This window comes from Spirilliplanes yamanashiensis (genome assembly GCF_016863475.1).
Classification (GTDB): domain Bacteria; phylum Actinomycetota; class Actinomycetes; order Mycobacteriales; family Micromonosporaceae; genus Spirilliplanes; species Spirilliplanes yamanashiensis.
Genome location: NZ_BOOY01000010.1, coordinates 1 through 22,229, shown reverse-complemented (window position 1 = coordinate 22,229; position 22,229 = coordinate 1). Strand labels below are relative to the sequence as shown.

17 protein-coding genes are annotated in these 22,229 nt (G+C 76.6%); 12 read left to right on the top strand and 5 right to left on the bottom strand.

Features of this window, described 5'->3' with window-relative positions; genetic code table 11:
• Positions 1 to 13 precede the first annotated feature (13 nt).
• Entirely contained in the window at positions 14 to 3,814 is a 3,801-nt protein-coding gene (locus Sya03_RS08885) for a non-ribosomal peptide synthetase (RefSeq protein WP_203937732.1), read from the bottom strand.
• A 21-nt stretch (positions 3,815 to 3,835) separates the two neighbouring features.
• Here Sya03_RS08885 and fes point away from each other — a divergent pair, with 21 nt between their 5' ends.
• Both fes and Sya03_RS08875 read left to right on the top strand, forming a co-directional pair.
• Positions 3,836 to 5,026 (top strand): enterochelin esterase, encoded by a 1,191-nt coding sequence (gene fes / locus Sya03_RS08880; RefSeq protein WP_203937731.1) that lies wholly within the window; start codon positions 3,836 to 3,838, stop codon positions 5,024 to 5,026.
• Positions 5,023 to 6,177, top strand: a complete 1,155-nt coding sequence (locus tag Sya03_RS08875; protein ID WP_203937730.1) for an amidohydrolase — start codon at positions 5,023 to 5,025, stop codon at positions 6,175 to 6,177. Before fes ends, Sya03_RS08875 begins: the two co-directional genes overlap by 4 nt.
• Here Sya03_RS08875 and Sya03_RS08870 read toward each other — a convergent pair.
• The 4 genes from Sya03_RS08870 to Sya03_RS08855 are packed head-to-tail and all read right to left on the bottom strand — an operon-like array spanning position 6,142 to position 9,741.
• Positions 6,142 to 7,170 (bottom strand): FecCD family ABC transporter permease, encoded by a 1,029-nt coding sequence (locus Sya03_RS08870; protein WP_203937729.1) that lies wholly within the window; start codon positions 7,168 to 7,170, stop codon positions 6,142 to 6,144. The two genes, Sya03_RS08875 and Sya03_RS08870, sit on opposite strands and share 36 nt — an antisense overlap.
• Positions 7,167 to 8,177, bottom strand: a complete 1,011-nt coding sequence (locus tag Sya03_RS08865; protein ID WP_239107244.1) for a FecCD family ABC transporter permease — start codon at positions 8,175 to 8,177, stop codon at positions 7,167 to 7,169. The genes Sya03_RS08870 and Sya03_RS08865 overlap by 4 nt, the downstream gene beginning before the upstream one ends.
• Positions 8,174 to 8,743, bottom strand: coding sequence for a hypothetical protein (locus tag Sya03_RS08860; protein ID WP_203937728.1), 570 nt, complete (start codon positions 8,741 to 8,743; stop codon positions 8,174 to 8,176). Before Sya03_RS08860 ends, Sya03_RS08865 begins: the two co-directional genes overlap by 4 nt.
• Positions 8,744 to 8,751: 8 nt before the next feature.
• Positions 8,752 to 9,741, bottom strand: a complete 990-nt coding sequence (locus tag Sya03_RS08855) for an ABC transporter substrate-binding protein (RefSeq protein ID WP_203937727.1) — start codon at positions 9,739 to 9,741, stop codon at positions 8,752 to 8,754.
• Between the two features lie 132 nt (positions 9,742 to 9,873).
• Here Sya03_RS08855 and Sya03_RS08850 point away from each other — a divergent pair, with 132 nt between their 5' ends.
• The 10 genes from Sya03_RS08850 to Sya03_RS08805 all read left to right on the top strand — a co-directional run bounded on the left by Sya03_RS08850 (position 9,874) and on the right by Sya03_RS08805 (position 22,054).
• On the top strand, positions 9,874 to 11,052 hold the full coding sequence (locus Sya03_RS08850; RefSeq protein ID WP_203937726.1) for a WxL domain-containing protein: 1,179 nt from the start codon (positions 9,874 to 9,876) through the stop codon (positions 11,050 to 11,052).
• A 74-nt stretch (positions 11,053 to 11,126) separates the two neighbouring features.
• The gene (locus tag Sya03_RS08845) at positions 11,127 to 12,107 is read left to right on the top strand and encodes a WxL protein peptidoglycan domain-containing protein (RefSeq protein ID WP_203937725.1); all 981 of its coding nucleotides are present in this window, start codon (positions 11,127 to 11,129) and stop codon (positions 12,105 to 12,107) included.
• Complete coding sequence (locus Sya03_RS08840; RefSeq protein WP_203937724.1) at positions 12,104 to 13,591, top strand: class E sortase; 1,488 nt, start codon at positions 12,104 to 12,106, stop codon at positions 13,589 to 13,591. Before Sya03_RS08845 ends, Sya03_RS08840 begins: the two co-directional genes overlap by 4 nt.
• Before the next feature lie 94 nt (positions 13,592 to 13,685).
• A complete protein-coding gene (locus Sya03_RS08835) occupies positions 13,686 to 14,738 on the top strand; it encodes a YncE family protein (RefSeq protein WP_203937723.1) in 1,053 nt (350 codons plus the stop codon).
• Positions 14,739 to 14,897: 159 nt separating this feature from the next.
• Entirely contained in the window at positions 14,898 to 15,755 is an 858-nt protein-coding gene (locus Sya03_RS08830) for a glycosyltransferase family 2 protein (RefSeq protein ID WP_239107242.1), read from the top strand.
• A 2-nt stretch (positions 15,756 to 15,757) separates the two neighbouring features.
• Entirely contained in the window at positions 15,758 to 16,906 is a 1,149-nt protein-coding gene (locus tag Sya03_RS08825) for a glycosyltransferase (protein ID WP_203937722.1), read from the top strand.
• Positions 16,903 to 18,099 carry a glycosyltransferase family 2 protein gene (locus Sya03_RS08820; RefSeq protein ID WP_203937721.1) on the top strand — a complete coding sequence of 399 codons (1,197 nt, stop codon included), beginning with the start codon at positions 16,903 to 16,905 and terminating at the stop codon, positions 18,097 to 18,099. The genes Sya03_RS08825 and Sya03_RS08820 overlap by 4 nt, the downstream gene beginning before the upstream one ends.
• On the top strand, positions 18,089 to 19,903 hold the full coding sequence (locus tag Sya03_RS08815) for a hypothetical protein (RefSeq protein WP_203937720.1): 1,815 nt from the start codon (positions 18,089 to 18,091) through the stop codon (positions 19,901 to 19,903). The genes Sya03_RS08820 and Sya03_RS08815 overlap by 11 nt, the downstream gene beginning before the upstream one ends.
• Positions 19,893 to 20,654, top strand: a complete 762-nt coding sequence (locus Sya03_RS08810; RefSeq protein ID WP_203937719.1) for a hypothetical protein — start codon at positions 19,893 to 19,895, stop codon at positions 20,652 to 20,654. Before Sya03_RS08815 ends, Sya03_RS08810 begins: the two co-directional genes overlap by 11 nt.
• On the top strand, positions 20,651 to 22,054 hold the full coding sequence (locus Sya03_RS08805; protein WP_203937718.1) for a lipopolysaccharide biosynthesis protein: 1,404 nt from the start codon (positions 20,651 to 20,653) through the stop codon (positions 22,052 to 22,054). Before Sya03_RS08810 ends, Sya03_RS08805 begins: the two co-directional genes overlap by 4 nt.
• Positions 22,055 to 22,229: the final 175 nt, after the last annotated feature.

The following is a 22,229-nucleotide window of genomic DNA, read 5'->3' as shown; positions in this document are numbered from 1 at the left end:
AAAGGTTGAAGCCTCATCCTTCAATGGCCTGTCCCCATCGGACGGTCAGCTCGCGGCCGATGACCGACAGGGCGGCCGGGCGCACCAGGCCGGGGTGCAGGCAGTCCAGGTCGTGGTTGACCAGCTCGCCGGTCAGGTACGGCTGCCAGCCGCGCCGGTCCAGCCACGTCTCCGGGCGCGGGCGGGCCGCCGTGAAGAACAGCGCGCCGCCGTCGAACACCGCGTGCGTGTGCTCGCGCATCAGGCGGGCGTTGTCCACCACCACGTCCACCACGGACGCCAGCACCGGCTCGCCCAGCTCGGCCAGGGCGTGGCCGCCCGCGCGCAGCACGGCCAGCACGTCCGGCAGGGTCAGCGCCGGGACCGCGGACTCGTCCAGCCCGGCCATCGTGAGCAGGGCGCGCAGCGCGTCGGCGGCGTCCGGGGCGGGCAGGTCGCGCCACTGGTCGCCCGGGTACGCGTCGAGCAGCGCCAGCACCGGCACCTCGACGCCCCGCGCGCGCAGCCGCACCGCCACCTCGTGCGCCAGCACCCCGCCGACCGACCAGCCGGCCAGCGCCACCGGGCCGGCCGGGCGCACGGCCAGGATCTCGTCGGCGTACCGGGCGGCCAGGGCCGACAGCGACGGCGGCCGGTACGCCGGGTCGGACAGCGTCGGCGACTGCAGCCCGTACACGGCGACCGACGGCGGCAGGTGCCGCAGCAGGCCGGAGTAGCACCAGGCCAGGCCGCCCGCCGGGTGCACTACGAACAGCGCCGGGCCGGTGTCGGCGGGCCGCAGCGGCAGCAGCACGTCCAGCGCCGACGGCGACCCGGAGTGCAGGGCGGCGGCGAGCCGGGCGGGCGTCGGCGACGTGAAGATCGTGCCGAGCGGCAGGTCGGCGCCGAGGACGTCGCGGATGCGTCGGGTCAGCACCATCGCCAGCAGCGAGTGGCCGCCCAGGTCGAAGAAGCCGTCGTCGACGCCGACCCGGTCGACGCCGAGCGCCTCGGCGAACAGGCCGCACAGCGTCTCCTCGACCGGGGTGCGCGGGGCCGCCCCGGACGCGGTCGCCGACGGCGGCTCCGGCAGGGCCCGGCGGTCCAGCTTGCCGCTGGTCGTCAGCGGCAGGGCGGGCAGGCCGACGAACGCGGCGGGCACCATGTGGTCGGGCAGCGCCGCCGCGAGCCGGGCGCGCGGGTCGCCAGCCGGCTCGCCGACCAGGTACGCCACGAGCAGGCCGTCGCGGCCGGGCCACGGCACCACCGCCGCGGCCGTGACGCCCGGGTCGGCCAGCAGCGCTCCCTCGATCTCGCCCAGCTCCACCCGGAAGCCGCGGATCTTCACCTGATGGTCGGTGCGGCCGAGGAAGTCGAGGGCGCCGTCGTCGCGCCAGCGGGCCAGGTCGCCGGTGCGGTACATGGTCGCGCCGGGCGGTCCCCACGGGTCGGGCACGAAGCGTTCCGCCGTCAGCTCGGGGCGGTTCAGGTAGCCGAGCGCCACCTGGGTGCCGGCGATGAACAGCTCGCCGACCGCGCCCGGCGGCACCGGGCGGCCGCCCGCGTCGAGCACGTACAGGCGGGTGTTCCACACCGGGCGGCCGATCGGGACCGGGCCGGGCGGGGCGTCGGGCGCGCACTCCCAGAACGTCACGTCGACTGACGCCTCCGTCGGGCCGTACAGGTTGTGCAGCGGCGCGCCGACCTCGCGGTGGAACTGGCGGACCAGGTCCTCCGGCAGCTCCTCGCCGCTGCAGATCACCCGGCGCAGCACCGTGCCCGTCGCACCCGCCGACGGCAGGAACGCGCGCAGCATCGACGGGACGAAGTGCACGGTGGTGACGCGCTCGCGCACGATCACGTCCGCCAGGTAGGCCGGGTCCCGGTGGCCGTCGGGGCGGGCCACGACCAGCGTCGCGCCGGTGATCAGCGGCCAGAAGAACTCCCACACCGACACGTCGAAGCCGTACGGGGTCTTCTGCAGCACCCGGTCGTCGCCGGTCAGGCCGTACTCGGCCTGCATCCACAGCAGCCGGTTGACGATGCCGCGGTGCGGCACGAGCACGCCCTTGGGGCGGCCGGTGGAGCCGGAGGTGTAGATGGCGTACGCCGGGTCCTGCGGGGTGAGCGGTGCCGCGGGCGGCGTGTCCGGCAGGCCGTCGAGCGGGGGCAGCGACCGCAGCACCGCGACCGGGGCGGCGTCGGCCAGCATGAAGTCAAGCCGGTCCGCCGGGTAGGACAGGTCCAGCGGCAGGTACGCGGCGCCCGCCTTGAGCACGCCGAGCAGCGCCACCACCAGGTCGGCGGAGCGCGGCATCGCCACCGCCACCATCGCGCCCGGGCCCGCGCCGCGGGCGATCAGGTGGTGGGCGAGGCGGTTCGCGCGGCGGTGCAGCTGCGCGTACGTCAGCTCGGCGCCCTCGAAGCGCACGGCCGGGGCGTCCGCCGGGAAGGACTCCAGCAGGTCGACCAGGGTCGCGTCCGGCACCGGGTGCGCGGTGTCGTTCCACGTGCGCGTGACGAGCGTCAGCTCGGCGGGCGTGGTCACCGGCACGTCGCCGGCGGGCGTCGCCGGGTCGGCGGCGGCCAGCGTCGTCAGCAGGTGGATCAGGCGGTCGCGGTGCGCGGCGGCCTGCGCGCGGGTGTACAGGCGCGGGTTGGCGTCGACGTCCAGCTCCAGGCGGCCGTCCGGGGTCAGGCCCGCCTTCAGCTCCAGGTCGTCCACCGGGCCGGTCGCCAGGTAGTGGGTGTGCCCGGCGACGTCGCCGAAGTCCAGGTCGCGGTCGAACGGCTTGACGTTGACCTGCGGGCCGGTCAGCCGCCGGCCGCTGCCGACCAGGCCCAGGTCGCGCTGCAGGCGCTCGTAGCGGTAGCGCCGGTGGCGCCGCGTCAGCCGCAGCTCGTCGCGGACCCGCCGGGCCAGCCCGGCAAGGTCCAGATCGGGGGGTACGGGCACCCGGAGCGGGACGATGTTGACCACGGTCGACGGCACCCGGGCGGCCACGGAGCCCAGCCGGCCGGCGACGGGCACCCCGAGCACCACGTCGCCGGCGCCGGTCATCCGGTGCACGTAGAGCGCCGTGGCGGCGAAGACCAGCTCGGCCCACGTGACGCCGAGGCGCTCGGCGGCCGCCCGGACCGCGTCGCTCGCCTCGGCCGTCAGCTCGCCGCCGACGTGCACGTACCCGTGCCCGGGAGCGGCCGTGCCGTCGGTGAGGGACACGACGTCGCCCGCCCCGGTGAGGCGGTCCAGCCAGAACTCGCGGTCGGCGGCGGCCTTCGGCGACCGCTCGTACGCGGCCTCGTCGGCGAGCAGGTCGGTCAGCGGCGCGAACCGCGGCGCCGGGTCCTCGCCGCGGCCCAGGGCGGCGTACGCGGCGGCGACCGCCTCGGTGACCAGCGAGAACCCGAACCCGTCGAGCAGGATGTGGTGCGCCCGCAGGTACCACCGGGCGTGCCCGTCGCCGAGCAGCAGCAGCGCGTGGCCGGCCAGGTCGCCGCCGGTCAGCGGGCGCGGGCGGGCGGTCTCGGCGCGCATCCAGTCCACGGACTGCTTGCCCGGCTCGGCGTGCGCCCGCAGGTCGATGACGGGCACCGGCACGGCGGGCGCCGGGACCTGCCACACGTCGGCGCCGTCGGTCTCGAACCGGGTGGTCAGCACGTCGGCGGCCGCCGTGACCGCGCCGATCGCCGCGAGCAGCCGGTCGGCGTCGAGCGGCCCGCGCAGATCGACGTAGTGGGCGCAGGTGTAGACCGGGTTGTCCGGGTCGAGCTGCTGGGCGAACCAGAGCGCCTGCTGGGCGGTCGTGAGTGGTCGGCGGGGCGCGGACGTCATAGTTAGGTTAGGCTAACCGGTGTGACATCGACGGTCGACGAAGGGTCCGTGCCGCGGTCGTCGGTCCCGCCGCGCATCCCGCGCCCCACGCCCGCACCGCTCGCCGTCAGCCCCCGCGTCGAGGCGCTGCGCGCCGACCCGTCCACCGTGGACGACTTCTGGGCCGGCGTCCCGGCCACCCCCCTGGTCGAGCCCGGGCCCGACGGCGACGTCCTGCTCACCTTCCTGTGGCGCGAACGCCGCCCCACCCACGCCGTGCTCGCCCTGGTCAACAAGCTCACCGACCGGCACGACCTGGCCGCCAGCAGCATGGCGCGGGTGCCCGGCACCGGCGTGTGGCACCTGACGTACCGGGTGCGCGACGACTGGCTGGGCAGCTACCAGCTCGCCCCCGACGAGGGCGACACGCCCGCCGACCTGCGCGACCTGGCCGCGCGCGGCATCCCCGACCCGCGCAACCCCGACCGGCTGCCGCCCGCCAGGTCCGTCGCCGCCGCCCCCGGCGCCGACCGGCCCGAGTGGTGGCGGCCCCGCCCCGGCACCCCCGCCGGCGCCCTCGACACCGTCACCGTCGACGACCGGCGCGTGTGGCGGTACGCCCCGCCCGGCTACGACGCCGCCGCCGGGCCGTACCCCCTGCTCGTGCTCCTCGACGGCGACGTCTGGGGCCCCGCGCTGCCGGTCGCGCCCATGCTCGACAACCTCATCGCCGCGGGCCTGCTGCCGCCGCTGGTCGCGCTGCTGCCCGACAGCGTCGACCGGCCCACCCGCTTCACCGAGTACGCCTGCCAGGCGTCCACCGTGGAGTTCCTCTGCCGGCTGCCCGTCCTGTGCGGGCTGAACGTCACCGCCGACCCGGCCCGCACCGTCGTGGCCGGGCAGAGCCTCGGCGGGCTGATGGCCGCGTTCGCCGGGCTGCTGGCGCCGTGGCGGTTCGGCGCCGTGCTGGCCCAGTCCGGCGCGTTCTGGTGGCCCAGCACCGGCGAGCCCGAGCGCCTGACCCGCTCGTACGCCGTCGTCGACCGCCGCGACCTGCGCTTCCACCTGGAGGTCGGCCTCGACGAGTGGGTCAACGTCGGCCCGAACCGGCGGCTGCGCGACATCCTCGTCGAGGGCGGCTACCCGGTCACGTACGCCGAGTTCGCGGGCGGCCACGACCGGGCCTGCTGGCGCGAGCGCCTGCCCGCCGCCCTGATCGGGCTGTACGCGTGAAGGCCGCGCTGCGCGCCACCGTCGAGCGCCACGCCGGCCACCTCATGGCGCTCGGCGCCGACGTGTTCGCCCACCCCGAGCCCGCGTACGCCGAGCACCGCACCGCCGCCCTGGTCGCCCGCGAGCTGCGCGCCCTGGGCCTGACCGTCGAGGAGGGCCTGGCCGGCACCGGCGTGCGTGCCCGCGTGCGCGGCACCGGCGGCGGGCCCGTGGCCTGCGTCCTCGCCGAGCTCGACGCGGTGCGGGTGCCCGACCACCCCGACGCCGACCCGGCCACCGGCTACGCCCACGCCTGCGGCCACCACGCCCAGGTCGCGCACCTGATCGGCGTGGCCCGCGCGCTGGTGGAGACCCCGCCGCCGGGCGACGTGGTGCTGTTCGCGGTGCCCGCCGAGGAGTGGTCCGGGCGCCCCGGCGGCAAGCAGGAGCTGATCGCCGCGGGCGAGTTCGCCGGCGTCGACCTGGCCATGATGGTGCACGCCCGCGGCGACGGCGCCCCGCTGGGCATGACGTGGCGGCACACCGGGTTCACCCAGCTCGGCGCGGTGTTCCACGGCCGGGCGGCGCACGCCGCGGCCGCCCCGCAGCACGGCGTCAACGCGCTGGCCGCCGCCACCGTGGCCCTGCACGCCGTCGACGCGCAGCGCGAGGCGTTCGCCGACCACGTGCGCGTGCACCCGGTGCTGCGCGCCGACACCGCCCTCAACGTCATCGCCGACCGCGCCGAGGTGGAGACCATGGTCCGCGGCCTCACCACCGCCGACATCGCGGCCGCCGCGGAACGGGTGGAGCGCTCGTTCCGGGCGGGCGCGCTGGCCCTGGGCGCCACCGTGGACGTCACCACCACGCCGGGCTACGCGCCGCTGACCGTCGACCGCCGCCTCGGCGCGCTGTTCGCGGCGAACGCGCAGGCGCTCGGCGCGGGCTGGGCCGAGGACGAGGTGTCCACGGCCTCGACGGACGCGGGCGACCTGAGCGCCCTCATGCCGGTGCTGCACCCGACCCACGGCGGCGTCACGGGCGTCAACCACGCGGCGTCGTTCCGGATCACCGACCCGTACACCGCGTACGTGCTGCCCGCGATCGCCCTGGCCTGGACGATCGCGGACCTCGGCTCACCAGCGGCCGGTGCGCCGGCGGCTCGCCAGTAGCCAGACCAGGTAGACGCCGCCGAGCGCGCCGGTCAGGACCCCGACCGGGAGCTGGGTCGGGGCGAGGAGCCGCTGGGCGCCCAGGTCGGCCAGCGCGAGCAGGGCCGCGCCGGTCAGGCCCGCCGTCACCAGGTTGGCCCCGGCGGAGCCGGTGAGGCGGCGGGCGACCTGCGGGGCGGCCAGCGCGACGAACGGCACCGGCCCGGCCGACGCCGTGGCGACCGCGGTCAGGGCGACGGCAGCGATGAGCAGGCCGCGGCGGGTGCGTTCCACCGGCACGCCCAGGGCGGAGGCGGTGTCGTCGCCGAGGGCCAGGGTGGACAGTGGCCGGGCCAGCACCAGCAGCAGCGGCACGAGCACGGCGACGGCGACGCCCACCGGGACGACGTGCTCCCAGCCGCGGCCGTTGAGGCTGCCGGTGAGCCAGACCGCCGCCTGCATGGCGTCGCCGAGGCGGGCGCGCGTCAGCAGGTAGCCGTTGACCGAGGCCAGGACCGCGCTGACGCCGATGCCGACCAGCACCAGCTGGTGCGGGCGGACGACGCCGCGGTGCACGGCCAGCACGTACACCAGCACCGCGGCCGCCAGGCCGCCCACGACGGCGCCGCCGCCGACGACGGCCGTGCCGCCGCCGAGCAGGATGACGCCGATGAGGGCGCCCGTCGCGGAGCCGGTGGTGAAGCCGATGATGTCGGGGGAGCCGAGCGGGTTGCGCGACAGGTTCTGGAACAGCGCCCCCGCCACCCCGAACGCCATGCCGACCAGCAGCGCCGTCAGCACCCGCGGCAGGCGCAGCGAGTAGACGGCGAACTCGCCCGCCCGGGTGCCGCCGCCGGTGAGGGTGCGCAGCACCTCGGGCACGGTCAGGGCGTAGTCGCCGATGGTGAGGCTGACGACGGCGGTGCCGGCGGCGACCAGCGCGAGCACGGCGCCGACGGTGACGGCGCGGGGCGTGACGCGGGCCGACAGCGACCCGAGGCGGACGGCGGTCACAGGCGCGCGATCCCGATGCGGCGGACGATGGCGATGAACAGCGGCGCGCCGACCAGCGCCGTCACCACGCCGGCCTCCAGTTCGCCGGGGCGGCCGAGCAGGCGGCCCGCCACGTCGCTGGCCAGCAGCAGCGCCGGCGCGAGCACCGCTGAGTACGCCAGCACCCAGCGCACGTCGGGCCCGACGACCGCGCGGGCGGCGTGCGGCACGGCCAGCCCGACGAACGCGATCGGGCCGGCGGCGGCGGTCGCGCCCGCGCACAGGGCGACGGCGGCGACGGCGGCCGCGCCGCGGACCAGGGCCGGGTTGGCGCCCAGCGCGCGGCCGGCGTCGTCGCCGAGCGCCACCGCGTTCAGGCCCGGGCCGAGCAGCCCGGCGATCACGGCCCCGACCAGCAGGAACGGCCCGACCTGCCAGAACACGGGCAGGCCCCGGTCGGCGAGCGAGCCGACCGCCCAGAACCGGAACTGGTCGAAGGCGCCGGAGTCGAACAGCACCACGGCGGACGTGAACGCGGTCAGCGCGGCGGCGACCGCGGTGCCGGCGACGGCGAGCCGGGCGGGCGAGGCATCGGTGCCGCCCAGCAGGTACACCAGCACGAACGCGCCGCCCGCGCCGAGCAGCGCGAACCACACGTACGCCCCGGGCGCGGTCACCCCGAGCAGGCTCATCGCGGTGACGATGGCGGCCGCGGCCCCGGCGTTGACGCCGAGGATGCCCGGCTCGGCGAGCGGGTTGCGGGTCAGCGCCTGCATGAGCGCGCCCGCCAGCCCGAGCGCCGCGCCGACCGCGATGCCCAGCACCGTGCGGGGCAGCCGCAGGTCGCGCACGGCGATGGCGTCGGCGGAGCCGTCGTACGCGGTCAGCGCCGCCCACACGTCCGGCAGGGCGACGGCGCGCGCGCCCAGCGCCACGCTGGCCAGCACCGCGAGCAGCAGCAGGACCAGCGCGACGCCGAGGCCCGCGACCCGGACGGAGGTGCGGCGCCGGGTGGCGGTACCGATCACGCGGCGCTGCGTCGGCGGCGCCGGTCGGCGACGAGCAGCGCGGCGCCCGCGGCGGGCAGCAGCAGCGCGCCGGCGAGCCAGCCGCCCGCGTCGATGCCGGTCTTCGGCAGGGTGCCGCCGGTCGACGGCGCGGCGGTGCCGGTGGCCGTCGGGGTGGCGCCGCCGGACGACCCGGCGGTGACCGTCAACATGGCGCTGGCCAGGCTGCGGGCGGGCCCGTCGTTCTCGGCGCCGGAGCCGGCGAGGAACCGCAGCCAGTGCTGGCCGGTGCCGGTGCGGGCCGGGATCGTCACCGAGCCGGAGATCGCGCCGCTGTCGCTGGCGGTGACGTCGCGCAGGATGTCGACGTCGTCCAGCTTGATCGTGACGACCTGGCCGCGGCCGGCCTGGTTCTTCCAGCCTGTGCCGGAGAAGCGCAGCGTGGCGCCCGCCCGGGCGGTGGACGCGGCGAGCGAGACGGTCGCGCCCTGCGGGTTCGACGGGCGCGGGGCGGCGGCCGCGGGTGAGCCGACGGCGAGCGCGGCGACGGCGAGCGCGGCGACGGAGGCGGCGAGGCGACGGATCACGGTGACTCCTAGGAGGCGGTCATGGCCTCGGCGACGTCGCCGAGGATCACGGTGGCGGCCAACGGGCCGCCCGAGCTGGTCCAGGCGGAACCGTCCACCGGCACGACCTGCCGGTTGCGGTACGCGGTCAGCGCGGTGAAGCCGGGGGTGGCGACGGCGTCGTCGTCGAGCATGGTCTGGCTGGCCGCGCGCCCGACGGCGGCGGCGTCGCCGGTGTTGCCGCCGGCGGGGTTGGTGGCGCCGCCGAGGGTGCCGAAGAACATCCAGTCGGCGTCGAGCTGGTCGAGGTTCTCGCGGCTGACGGGCGACGAGTGGCCGGGGCCGTCGCGGTCCTGCGCGGGCGGGCGGCGCAGCCCCAGGTCGGCGAGGACCTTGCTGGGCGGCAGCTCGCGCAGCAGCAGCGACGGCTGGCCGAGGCCCCACCGCACGATGCTGACGGTGTCGTCGGCGCGGTCGCCGAGCTCGGCCTTCGTCTCGTCCACCCGGGACTGGTAGCCGGCGAGCACCTGCTGCGCCTCGGCCTGCTTGCCGAGCACCTCGCCGAGGGTGGTGAACGCCGCCTTCCAGTCCGCGCCGGTGGGGCTGACGTAGACGGTGGGGGCGATGGCGGCCAGCTTGCCGAGCACGGAGTCGTCGGCGGTGACGGTGCCGTCGGTGACGATGAGGTCGGGCTGGAGCGTGAGGATCTGCTCGAGGTTGGGCCCGGCGACCGAGGCGACGATCGGGATGCCGGCCGCCCGGTCCGCCAGGTAGGCCGACACGGCGCCCTGGCCGCGCCCGCTGGTGGTGCCGACGACGGTGACGCCGAGGGCGAGGGCGCCGTCCAGGGTGGGCTCGCTGAGGGTCACCACGCGCGCCGGGGCGGCGGGCACGCTGACCTGCTGTCCCCGGCCGTCGGTGACGGTGCGCCCGCCGTCGGTGGCGGCTGGTGCGTCGTTGGTGCAGGCGGCCAGGCCGAGCAGCAGGAGCGCCGCGGCAGCGGCGGGGCGGAGCTTCACGCGCGTCGTCGCCTTCCCGAGATGACATTGAGCACCCTGTCTTCCCAGGGCGGCATTAGGTTAGCCTAACCTGGCGTCGGTCATGGACGGAGCCCGATGGTCCGTGATCGATCCGACTCGGAAGGACCCGCCGTGCCGAACCCCCTCCACCGCCTCTCCGGTGGACTGATCGCCGCGCTCGCCGGCGCGACGGTGCTCGCCGTCGCCGCCCCGGCCCACGCGGCGGACCCCCGCCCCGACAACCCGAAGGGCGCCACCGTCGCGATCGCCGCGTCGACCGTCGCGCCCGGCGGCACCCTCGCGTTCACCGGCACCGGTTTCGTCAACGCCGACGGCACCGGTTCGAACGTCGTCGTCAAGGTCGACGACGGCCAGGTGCGCAAGGCCGACGGCGGCGACATCTTCGCCGAGGTCAAGGCGGCCGACACCACCGGCGCCGTCAGCGGCACCGTCACGCTGCCCGCCGGGGTCACCGGCGCCGGCCACTGGCTACGCATGCTCACCGGCGCCCCCGACGAGGTGCGCAGCCTGCACACCGCGCTGTTCGCCGTCGAGGCCCCGAAGGTCGCCGCGGTCACGCTCGCCGGATCCACGGTGGAGGCCGGCGGCACGCTCGCCGCGTCCGGCGTGAACTTCCCGCCCGCCGCGACCGTGACGGTCAAGCTCGACCGCGCCGCCACGCTGACCACGTTCACCAGCGGCGCCGACGGCAGCTTCGCCGACCGCGGGATCGCCGTCCCGGCTAGCGCCGCCGCGGGCCCGCACACGCTGAACTTCCTCGCCGCGGGCGGGGTCAGCGTCGCGGTGCCGTTCACCGTCGCGGCCGCGCCCGACCCGGACGCCCCCACCGCCGCCGTCACGATCACCACGTCGGTGCCGGACACGGGCGCCCTCGCGATCAAGGTCGGCGCGACCACCGTCGCCCTGTCCACCCCGCAGGTCACGCCCGAGCTGGACGCCCTGGTGGCCACCGGCGCGCTGCCCACGGTCACGGTCTCCGACCTGCGCGGCGTCGACGCCGGCTGGACCGTCTCGGGCCAGATCGGCGACTTCACCGGGGCGGCCGGGACGATCGACGGCCGGTTCCTCGGCTGGACGCCGAAGGTGCTCACCACCGCCACCGGCCAGACGGTCGCGGCGGGCGGCGCGGTGCCGGCCGGCACGGGCCTCAAGGCGGCCGCGCCGCTGGCGACGGCCGCCGCCGGCAAGGGCCGGGGCACCGCCACCCTGGGCGCCGACCTGCAGCTGCGCCTGCCCACCACCACCCTGCCGGGCTCCTACACGGCGACGCTCACCCTGACCGCGATCTGACGCGCGGCACCCCGCCGGGGCGCCCGCGTGGCGTCCCGGCGGATCGCCGGTCCACCCCCTCGAAGGTCTCCACAGTGCACGCACCCCCGCGTACGATCGCCGCCGCCGCGGCGGCCCTCGTGCTGCTCGTCCCGGCCCCGGTCGCCGCCGCGCCCGCCCCGGCGACCGGCGGCGCCGCCTGGTCCGTGCAGCCGTCGAGCCGCACCGGCCCCGGCAACCGGCCGTTCTTCGCCTACGACCTGGCGCCCGGCGGCACCGTCACCGACTACGTGGGCGTCACGAACCTGGGGTCCGCGCCGCTCACCCTGAACGTCTACGGCAGCGACGCGTTCACCACCCCCGCCGGCGGGTACGACCTGCTGCCCGCCGACCGGCCGCCGGTGGACGTGGGGAGCTGGCTGCGGCTGGCCCGCACCACTGTGACCGTGCCGCCCCGGTCGCGCGCCGACATCCCGTTCACCCTGACCGCGCCCGCGAACGCGAGCCCCGGCGACCACGCGGGCGGCATCGTCGCGAGCGTCACCAGCACCGCCGCCGACGCCTCCGGCCACTCCACCCGGCTGGAGCAGCGCGTCGGCGCGCGCATCTACCTGCGCGTCAACGGCGCGCTCAACCCCGGCCTGCGGGTGGACGGGCTGCGCGCCGCGTTCGCCCCGGGCTGGACGCCGTTCGCCGGCCGCCTGACGCTGACGTACACGGCGCGCAACACCGGCAACGTGCGGCTCGGCGCGGGCCAGACCGCGCGGGTCGAGGGCCTGTTCGGCCTGCCCGCGGGCGAGCGCGCCCTGGAGCCGCTGCCGGAGCTGCTGCCCGGCGCGGCGGTCGAGCGCACGGTCGTGCTGGAGGACGTCCCGGCGCTGGTGCGGCTCAGCGCCGCCGTGTCGCTGGCGGGCCACACCCGCTCGACGGCCGGCACGTGGGCGCTGAGCTGGTGGTACGCGCTGCCGCTGCTGCTCGTCGCCGGCGCGGTGGTGCTGCTGGTGCGCCGCCGGCGCCGCCGCGCGACGCCGCCGGGGACCGCGGCGCCCGCCCGGCAGCCGGCGGCCGCCCGGTGAGGCGCCGCGCCTGGGCGGTCCTGGCCGTCGTCGCCGCGCTGGCCGGCGCCGCCCCGGTTCCCGCCCAGGCGAAGGCGGACCCGGCCGTCGCCGTGTCGGTGCGCACCGCGCGGCTCGGCGAGACGGTGACCGCGCGGCTCACCGGCTGGCCGGCGGGCGTGGTGACGGTGGCGCTGTGCGGCAACGAGGCGCGCGGCGGTTCCGCCGACTGCGCCGTGGCGGCCTCGTCCGCAGCCGGGGTGCCCGCGGGCGGCGGCGCGTCGGTGGCGCTGCGGCTGGCCGCCCCGCCGGTCGGCTGCCCGTGCGTCGTGCGCGCGGCCACCGCGACCGGCGCGGTCACCGCGACCGCCGCGATCGACGTCGAGGACGTGCCGGACAACGCCACGGTGTCGCTCACCCGCCCGGGGGCGGGCGGCACCCGCACGCTGGCCGTGGACGCGGTGCGCGTGTCCGGGCGGTGGAGCCTGGGCGCGCTGCTCGGCGGCCCGGCCGACCGGACGCTGCGGGTGCAGCTGCGCAACACCGGCACCGCCGCCGTGGTCCCGGAGCTGTCGCTCGACCTGGGCCGGGCCGCGGGCGGCGCGTCGCCCGCCCCGGTGCGGGTGGCCGCGCTGCAGCCGGGGGAGGCGCGCGCGGTGGAGGTGCCGTTCACCGTCGCGGCGCCCGCGGTGGGCGCGTACGACCTGGCCGGGCGCGTGGACGGCGCGGACGCCACCGTCACGTTCGCGGCGCGCACGAGCGCCTGGCCGTGGCTGCTGCCGGTGGCGCTGCCGGCGTTCGTCCTGTTCTTGGTGGGCCTGCGGGCGGTCGCGCGGGCGCGGCCGTCGCCGCTGCGGCTGGGCGCCGGCACGCTGATCACGGCGGGGGCGGCGTGCGCGGCGGTGCTGGCGGTGCAGACGCTGGCGCCCGGCCGGGAGACGGCGAGCGCGCAGGCCGCGCTGGACGCCGAGGTGCGCGCACAGTGGACCGCCCCGGCGGAGGGCGTGACGACGACCAGCCTGGACGCCGCGCCGCCCGCGCCGGCCGCCGGCGAGCCGATGTCGGTGCTGCACGTGCCGCGGTGGCGGGCGCACTACACCGTGGTCGAGGGCGTGCGGACGGCCGACCTGCGCAAGGGCCCGGGCCACTACCCGGGGACGGCGCTGCCGGGCCAGGTGGGCAACATGGCGGTCGCCGGGCACCGCGGGCCGGTCGGCGAGCCGTTCAACGACATCGACCGGCTGCGCCCGGGTGACCCGGTCGTGGTGGAGACCGCCGTCGCGTGGCACGTGTACCGGGTGGAGCGGCACGTGGTCGTCACGCCGGACCGGGTGGACGTGGTGGCGGAGACGCCGGAGCGGCCGGGAGTGGCTGCGACCAGGGCGATGCTGACGCTGACGGCCTGCCACCCGCGGTACTCGTCGCGGCAGCGGTACGTGTCCTTCTCGGTCCTCGAGGAGTCGGTGTCCAAGGCGGAGGGTCGCCGTCCGGCCGCGCTGGGATAAGTGATCAGTCACGCAACGCATTGATATTTAGGTAAGCCTTAGTTAACTTCAGCGGCGAGTCACTTCGACCCCCGTCTCTTTCGGAGGAACCCACATGTCCGGTCGCCGCGGTATCAGCCGGCGCTCCCTCATCGCCGGCGCGGGCGCTGTCGCCGCCGTCTCCGCCACCGGCGTCGCGGCCGCCTCGCCCGCCGCGGCCGCCGGCTGGTGGGGCTACGGCAACCTGGTGCAGGCCGTCACCGACGGCTCCTGGCTGTACGAGCTGGCCGCCCTGCCGAACCTCGGCCGGGTCTACGCCGCCAACCCGTGGACCGGCACCGCCGACCGCCGCCCGCGGCACACCGTCAAGGTGATCAACGCGGCCGCCGACGCGGTGGTCGGCGAGATCGACCTCGGTGCGGCCGGCAGCCCCTTCGGCCTGACCGCCAACCCCGAGACCGACGTCCTGTACGCGGGCGACCAGGTGTTCTCCAAGCTCGTCTACCGCATCGACGGCCGGACGAACCGGGTCACCGCCACGGCCGACGTCGGCGGCGAGCCCCGCGGCCTGGCCGTCAACACCGCGACGAACAAGCTCTACGTGACCCTGACCAACCAGGGCCGGGTCGTCGTGCTCGACGGCGCGACCCTCGCCGTCGAGGCCACCATCGAGATCGGCCCGATCGAGCCCGCCAAGGTCGCGGTCAACTCCCGCACGAACACGGTGTACGTGTCCAACGCCAACCGCCGCGGCACCGACAGCTCCGTCACGGTCATCGACGGCGCCACCAACCGCATCACCGCCACCGTGCCGGTCGACCGGTACGCGCTCGGCATCGCGGTCAACGCCGCCGACGACCGGGTCTACGTCTCGAACTACACCAGCGAGACGCTGACCGTCCTCGACGGCCGCACGCTCGGCGTCGTCGGCAAGGCGTACGTGGGCGGCAGCCCGACCGGCGTCGAGTACAACCCGGTGACCAAGAAGGTCTACGTGACCAACTTCGAGCAGAAGGGCGCCGTGACCGTCGTCGACGACGTCACGCACGCCGTCACCCGGCTGCGCGTGCGCACGGCCGCCCTGGGCCTCGCCGTCGACGTGCGCAGCGGCGCCGTCTACGCGAGCAGCCAGACCGAGGGCTCCGTCTTCCAGCTCGACCGGCTCTGACGTGGCGGAGGCACGGGCGGTGCGCCGGAAAAGTGCCGCCCGTGCCCGCGCAGTGTGTCCGTCCTCATAGGACGTAGTTTCGTAGCACTCGCGTAACTCTCGCTCTCTAGCGTCACCCATCGACGACATCGCGCTGCACGACCCACCAGGAGGCCCCCGTTGCAGCCCTTGCGCCCCCGCCCCGCCGGCCAGCCCACCGTGACGGTGGTGATCCCCGCCCGCAACGAGGCCCGCAACCTCGCCGAGGTCCTCCCGCGCCTGCCCCAGGTGCACGAGGTCGTCGTGGTGGACGGCAACTCGGTCGACGGCACTGTCGAGACCGTGCGCCGGGTGATGCCCGCGGCCCGCATCGTCACCCAGACCCGCCGCGGCAAGGGCAACGCCCTGGCCTGCGGTTTCGCCGAGGCCACCGGCGACATCATCGTCATGTTCGACGCCGACGGGTCCGCCGACCCGGAGGAGATCGCGCGGTTCGTGGCCGTGCTGACCGAGGGCGCCGACGTGGCCAAGGGCAGCCGGGTCATGCCGGGCGGCGGCAGCGAGGACATCACCGTCCTGCGCGGCCTCGGCAACCGTGCGCTGACGTGGTTCACCAACCGGCTGTTCCGCACCCGCTACAGCGACCTGTGCTACGGCTACAACGCGTTCTGGCGCGACGTGCTGCCCAGCCTGGCGCTGCCCAGCCCGCACCCGGCTGGCGACGTGATGCGCTGGGGCGACGGCTTCGAGATCGAGACCGTGCTCAACTGCCGGGTGGCGGTGGCCGGGCTGACGGTGCGCGAGGTGCCCAGCGTCGAGCTGTCCCGCATCCACGGCGTCAGCAACCTGTCCGCCGTCCGCGACGGGCTGCGCGTGCTCCGGACCATCCTCACCGAACGCACATCCGCCCGGCAGAACCGGGCGATCGCGCGCGCCGTGCAGGCCGCCCCGCACGTCATCCCCGACCTCGTGCCGGTGCCGCGCCCGCACCACGAGCCGGTCCCGGCCGGCGCCGCGCTCGACGAGGCGACCGTCTGATCATGTCCCAACCCCCCGCCCGGGTGCTGGTCGTCGGCTCCGGCTTCCGCTTCACGTCCGGCATCAGCTACTACACGTGCCGGGTGGCGAACGCCCTCAGCGGCCGCGCCGGCACCAGCGTGCTGCTGATGCGCCGGCTGATCCCCCGGTTCCTGTACCCGGGGCGCCGCCGGGTCGGCACGACGGTCCACGAGCTGCGGTACGACCCGGCCGTGACCGTCCACGACGGCGTCGACTGGTACTGGCTGCCGTCGCTGGTCCGGGCGCTGCGGTTCGTCCGGCGGCAGGCGCCCGAGCTGGTCGTCCTGCAGTGGTGGACGGCCGCGGTGCTGCACTCGTACCTGGTGCTGGCCTGGTACGCGCGCCGCCGGGGCGCCCGCGTCGTCATCGAGTGGCACGAGGTGCAGGACACCGGCGAGGCCCGCGTCCCCGGCGTGCAGCGCTACGCCCGCGCGCTGGTCGGCCGGCTCATCCGGCTCGCCGACGGCCACGTCATCCACAGCGAGTTCGACCGCCGGCTGCTGGAGCAGAACTACCCGCTGGACGGCGCCCGGCACGTCGTCGTCCCGCACGGCCCGTACGACCACCACGCGGCCGCCCCGGCCGAGCGCGGCGACGACGCGTTCCACCTGCTCTACTTCGGCGTGATCCGGCCGTACAAGGGGCTGGAGGACCTGGTCGCCGCGTTCGACTCGCTGACCGACGAGCAGGCGGCCGGGCTGCGGCTCACCATCGTCGGCGAGACGTGGGAGGGCTGGCACGCGCCGCTGCAGGCCGTCGCCGCGTCCCGCCACCGCGACCGCATCACGGTCGTCAACCGCTACGTCGCCGACGCCGAGGTGGCCGGTTTCTTCGCCGCCGCGGACGCGGTCGTGCTGCCGTACCGGCGGTCGTCGTCCTCGGGGCCGCTGCACATCGCCATGTCCGCCGGGCTGCCGGTGATCGTGTCCGACGTGGGCGGCCTGCGCGAGGCGGCCGACGGCTACGCGGGCGCCCTGCACGTGCCGCCGGCCGACCCGGCGGCGCTGGCCGCGGCCATCACCCGGGTCACGGCGCTGCGCGGCGAGCGGTACGCCGACGTGCGCAGCTGGGACGACGTCGTCGACGGCTACCTGTCGCTGGCCGGCGGCGCCGAGCGGGTGCCGGCATGACCGACGTGGCGATCCGCACCCCGGCGTTCACCCCGGAGCCGGTGGTGGACGTCGACCTGGCGGCGCCCGCCGGCCTGCCGGGCGACGGCGGCCGCGCCTGGGTGGTCGTGCGCGACCACGGCCTGCCGGTCGGCATGCTCACCGTCGACCTGCCGGCGTCCGCCGGCGAGATCGCCGCCGCGTTCACCGGGCAGCGCGTGGCCGACCCCGCCGCGCTGCGCGCCGCCCGCGCACGGGCCCGCCGCGAGGGCGCCGCCGTCACCGCCGTCGTCTGCACCCGGGAACGCCCGGAGGCGCTGCGCCGCTGCCTGGCGTCGCTGGTCGCGCAGGACTACCCGCACGCGTCGATCCTCGTCGTCGACAACGCGCCCACCACCGACGCCACCCGCCGCGTCGTGGCCGGGTTCCCGTCGGTCCGGTACGTGACCGAGCCGCGGCCCGGGCTGTCCCGCGCCCGCAACCGGGCCCTCGCCGAGGTCGGCACCGAGCTGGTCGCCTGGATCGACGACGACGAGACCGCCGACCCGTCCTGGCTCACCGAGATCGCCCGCGCGTTCCTGGACCGCCCCGACGCCGCCGGACTGTCCGGCGTGGTCGTCCCCGGCGAGATCGAGACCCCCGCCCAGGCCTGGTACGAGGCGTTCGGCGGGCACAGCAAGGGCCGCGGCTTCACCGCCGCCGACTTCACTCCCGGCGCGATGACGCAGAGCCCGCTCTACCCGCTGCCGCCGTTCGGGGTCGGCGCCAACATGGCGTTCCGCACCGCCGACCTGCGCGCCGTCGGCGGCTTCGACACCGCGCTCGGCGCGGGCACGCTCGCCGAGGGCGGCGAGGACACGCTCATCCTGACCCGGCTGCTGCTCGCCGGCCGCCCGCTGATGTACCGGCCCGCCGCGCTGACCCGGCACTTCCACCGCCGCGAGACCGCGGGCCTCGCGGCCCAGATGCGCGGGTACGGTGTCGCGCTCACCGCCTTCTACACCAGCCTGGTGCTGCACCGGCCGTGGCTGCTGGTGCGCCTGCTGCGGCTCGCCCCGGCCGCCCTGCGCGACCTGCGCAGCGCCGACAGCCTGCGCAACGTCGGCCTGCGCGACGGCATGCCGGCCGAATTCATGGCGCTCAACCGGCGCGGCATGCTCGCCGGTCCCGCCCGGTACGTGCGCGCCTGGTGGCGGAGCAAGCGTGGCCGTTGACACGCTCGTGCGGCCGGTCGCCGTGGCGGCCCCCGCGCCGCCCCCGGCCCGCCGCACCTTCGCCCTGACGGCGGGCCCGGCCACCGCGCTCGCGTTCCTGCTGGTGGCCGTCGCGTTCGCCGGTGGGCGGGCGCAGGCCGGTTGGGCCACCGAGGTGTACTGGGCCGGTCAGCTGCTGCTCGTCGGCGTGGCCGGGCTGGCGTGCCTGCTGCCGCGGCTCACCCCGGCCGTGCGCGTCGGCACGCTGTTCGCGTTCACGGCCGCGCAGTTCGGCATCAAGGTCGCCTACTCCCCGGTGAACGTGAAGTTCGCCGACGAGCTGCAGCACTGGCAGACCACGCTCGGCATGCTCGACGCCGACCGGCTGTTCCCGACGAACTACAGCCTGCCCATCAGCCCGGTCTTCCCCGGCCTCGAGGTGCTCACCGTCGTCGTCATGCGGGTCACCGGGCTGGCGTTCTTCCCCGCCGCGATGCTGGTGTGCCTGGCGTCCACGATGCTGCTCACCGCCGGCGTGCTCGCCCTCGTGCGGCAGGTCACGCCCCGCTGGGACGTCGTCGCGCTGGCCACCCTGATCTACCTGACGAACCCCAACCACGGGTTCTTCACCTCGATGTTCCTCTACACCACCCCGGCGCTGCCGCTGCTCGCCCTCGCGCTGACCCAGGTGGTGAGCCTGCTGCGGCGGCCCGATCGGCCGGCCGGCCGGGTGCTGCTCGGCCTGCTGTTCAGCGGCGGCGTGCTCGTCACCCACCACCTCACGATGGTGGTGTGCGTGGCGCTGCTGACCGCCGCCGCGCTCGCCGCCGTGGTGTTCCGGCGCGCGGCCCGGGCGCTCGGCGCGCTGTGGCTCGGCGTGTGCGCGATGACCGCCGCGTGGGTCGCGTTCGTCGCGCCCGCCGCCGTCGGCTACCTCGGCGGGCCGCTGCTCGCCCTGCTGGAGACGTTCGCGCACCTCGGCGCGGCCCGGCCCGGGCAGGCGGCCGCCGCGTCCACCAAGCCGCTCACCGAGACGCTGCTCAGCGTGTCCGCGATCCTCGTGCTGGGCGGCGCGGCCGGGCTGCTCGGCCTGCTCGCCCTGCGCCGCCGCCAGTGGTGGGTCGCCACCCTGCTCATCGGCGTCGCCGCGCTCGAGGCCGCCATCGTGATCATCCGGGTGGTCAGCCCCCGCGGCGAGGAGCTGGCCGGGCGCTCGCCCGCGTACGTGACGCTGCTCGTCGCCCTGGTCGTCGCGCTCGGCCTGGCCCGGCTCGGCGTCGCCCTGCGCGGCGCGCGGTGGCACCTCGGCGCCGGGCTGGCGCTGCTCGTGCTGTTCGTCGGCGGCATCACCGCGGGCTGGCCGCCGTACTGGCTGCGCCTGCCCGGCACCTACTACGCCGCCGGGTACGAGGCGTCCGTCGACGCGCACACCCTCCAGCTCGGCTGGTGGTCCCGCGAGCACCTGCCCACCGGCGGCCGGTTCCTCGCCGACTTCGGCAACCAGAACGTGCTCGGCACCATCGGCGGCCTCGACCCCGTCAACAGCCCCGTGGAGATGTTCTACCGCCCCGGCTTCGACTGGGGCGACCGGTCCATGGTGCAGGCGCTGTCCATCCGGTACGTCGTCGTCGACCGGCGCATCGTCACCCAGCCGCCCGTGCGCGGCACCTTCTTCATCGGCGACCACCCGGACGGCCTCGACACCAGCGGGCCGTTCCCGGCCGGGTCACTGACCAAGTTCGACACCACCGACGGCATGGGCGTCGTCTTCGACGACGGGGTGATCCGCGTGTACGACCTCAGGAACAGCCGCTATGCGTGGTGACCGGATCTGGCCGCCGCTCGCGGTCGCCGCGTTCGCCCTCGGCGCGCTGCTCGACCTGCCCGAGCTGCGGGTGCCGGCCGGCCTCGTGCTGATCTTCCTCGCGCCCGGCTGGCTGGTGCTGCGCCTCGGCCGCGCCCCGCTCGCCGGGTGGTACCGGCTCGTCCTGGCCGCGGGCGTCTCGTTCGCCCTGGCCCTGGCGTCGCTGCTGGTGCTGGAACTGTTCGGGGTGCCGTCCACCGCCGGCGCCGTCGGCACGCTCGTCGCCGGGCTCACCGCCGCGCTGGTCGTCGCCGACCTGGTCCGCGACACCCCGCCCGCCGCCGCGCTGCGCCGGCTCCGCTCGCCCGGCTCCTGGCCGGTGCCCGCCACGCCGCTGCGCCCGCTGGTCGCGCCCGTGCTCGCCGGCGTCGTCACCGTCACCCTCGCCGGGGCCGCCTGGGGCATCTCCGCGCACACCGAACGCGCCGCCGCCGCCCGGTCGTTCACCCAGGTCGGTCTCGTGCCCGTCACCGGCACGCAGCGCGCGTTCACCGTCAGCGTCACCAACCGCGAGGGCGCCGGCACCGCGTACCGGGTCGTCATCGAGTCCCCGTCCGCCGACCGGCGGGTCGTGCCCGTCACCCTCGCCGACGGCGCCACCTGGAGCCAGGTCGTCGTCGTGGTCGCCAAGGGCACCCTCGAGGTCACCGTCCACGGCGGCAGCAGCGACACCCCCGCCTCCCACCGGACCGTGCGGGCGGTCGTGCTGTGAACCGGCTGCTCACCGCCCTGCGCGACAGCTCCGTGCTGCGCTCCGCCGCCGCCCTGTACGGCTCCACCGTCGTCACCGCCGGCCTCGGCTTCGCGTTCTGGGCCGTCGCCGCCCGGCTCACCTCGCCCGCCGAGGTCGGCTCCGCCGCGGCCGCCATCTCCGCCATGCAGCTCGTCGGCTCGTTCTGCACGTTCGGCCTCGGCAGCCTGCTCATCGCCGAACTCGCCCGCCGCCCCGCCGGCGCCGTCCGCGTCGTCAGCGCCAGCCTCGCCGTCAGCACCGTCGCCGGCTTCGCCCTCGCCTACGCCCTCGCCGCCGTCGCGGGCGGCCTGCTCGGCGTCGGCGGACCCCTGTTCACCACCTGGGCCGGGCAGCTGCTGTTCGCCCTCGGCGTCGCCGGCCACGCCGCCACCTCCGTGCTCGACCTGGCCCTCGTCGGCGCCCGCCTGTCCGGCCGCCAGCTGCTGCGCAACACCGTCTTCGCCGTCGCCAAACTCGCCCTGCTGCCCGTCGGCGCCGCCGTCGCCGGCCTGTCCGCGAGCTGGATCTACGCCGCCTGGCTCGCCGGCACCGTCCTGTCCGTCGGCGCCGTCCTCGCCCGCAGCACCCGCCCCCGCCGCTGGCTGCGCCCGCCCGCCGGCCCGTCCGCTTTGCGCGGCCTCGGCGGCCAGGCCGCCGGCCACCACGTCATCAACGTCTCCGCGCACGCCCCGTCCCTGGTCCTGCCCATGATCGTGGCGACGGTGCTGCACCCCGTCGACAACGCCGGCTTCTACCTGGCCCTGCAGATCGCCGGCTTCGCCTGGGCGGTGTCCGTCCACCTGTCCACCGCCCTGTTCGCCGTCTCCGCCGGCGACACCGGCCGCCTCCGCCGCGAACTCCTCGTCGCCATGCGCGTCTCCCTGCTCGTCACCGCGGCCGGCGTGGCGGGCAGCCTCCTGCTGGGAAGCTGGGCCCTGGGCATCCTCGGCCCCGCGTACGTCCCCGCCGCCCCTGCCCTCACCCTGCTGTTCGCCGCCTCCCTGCCGTCCGCGGTGAAGGCCCTGTACATCGCCGTGTGCCGCGTCCAGGGCCGCCTGCGCCTCGCCGCGGGCAGCGTCCTGGCGGGGTCCGCACTCGAGATAGCTCTGGGGGCGGCGGGCGCGCGGTGGGGCGTCACCGGGGTGGCCACGGGCTTCCTGCTGGCCACCGTGCTCCAGGCGGCGGCGATGTGGCCCCGCGTGGCGGCCGCGGCGGGCTACCGCCTGCGCCGCCGCCCACCCAAACCCTCCACCTCGGACGCTTCGGGCGACCCGGAGGATGGCGTGGCGGGTGACGTGGCGGGTGACGTGACGGGTGACGTGGTGGATGACGCGGCGGCGAGGCCGGCGAAGGAACCCGCGGAGGTGCGCCATGCCTGACCAGCACCCCACCCCGCCGCCGGCACCCACTCCGCCGACGCCGGCGCCTTCCGCTTCCTGGCCTTCCGCGTCGCGGCCTGCGGCTTCGACTTCCGGGCCTTCCATCTCGCGGCCTGCGCCTTCCGCCTCCGCGCCGTCCGCCTCGCGGTCTGTGGCTTCCGGGTCTGCGGCTCCC

What these genes read in the sequence shown, in the direction of transcription:
- Sya03_RS08820 (WP_203937721.1), top strand. Translation starts at nt 16,903, where the DNA reads ATGACCGACGTGGCGATCCGCACCCCGGCGTTCACCCCGGAGCCGGTG.
- Sya03_RS08835 (WP_203937723.1), top strand. Translation starts at nt 13,686, where the DNA reads ATGTCCGGTCGCCGCGGTATCAGCCGGCGCTCCCTCATCGCCGGCGCG.
- Sya03_RS08810 (WP_203937719.1), top strand. Translation starts at nt 19,893, where the DNA reads ATGCGTGGTGACCGGATCTGGCCGCCGCTCGCGGTCGCCGCGTTCGCC.
- Sya03_RS08825 (WP_203937722.1), top strand. Translation starts at nt 15,758, where the DNA reads ATGTCCCAACCCCCCGCCCGGGTGCTGGTCGTCGGCTCCGGCTTCCGC.
- Sya03_RS08885 (WP_203937732.1), bottom strand. Translation starts at nt 3,814, where the DNA reads ATGACGTCCGCGCCCCGCCGACCACTCACGACCGCCCAGCAGGCGCTC.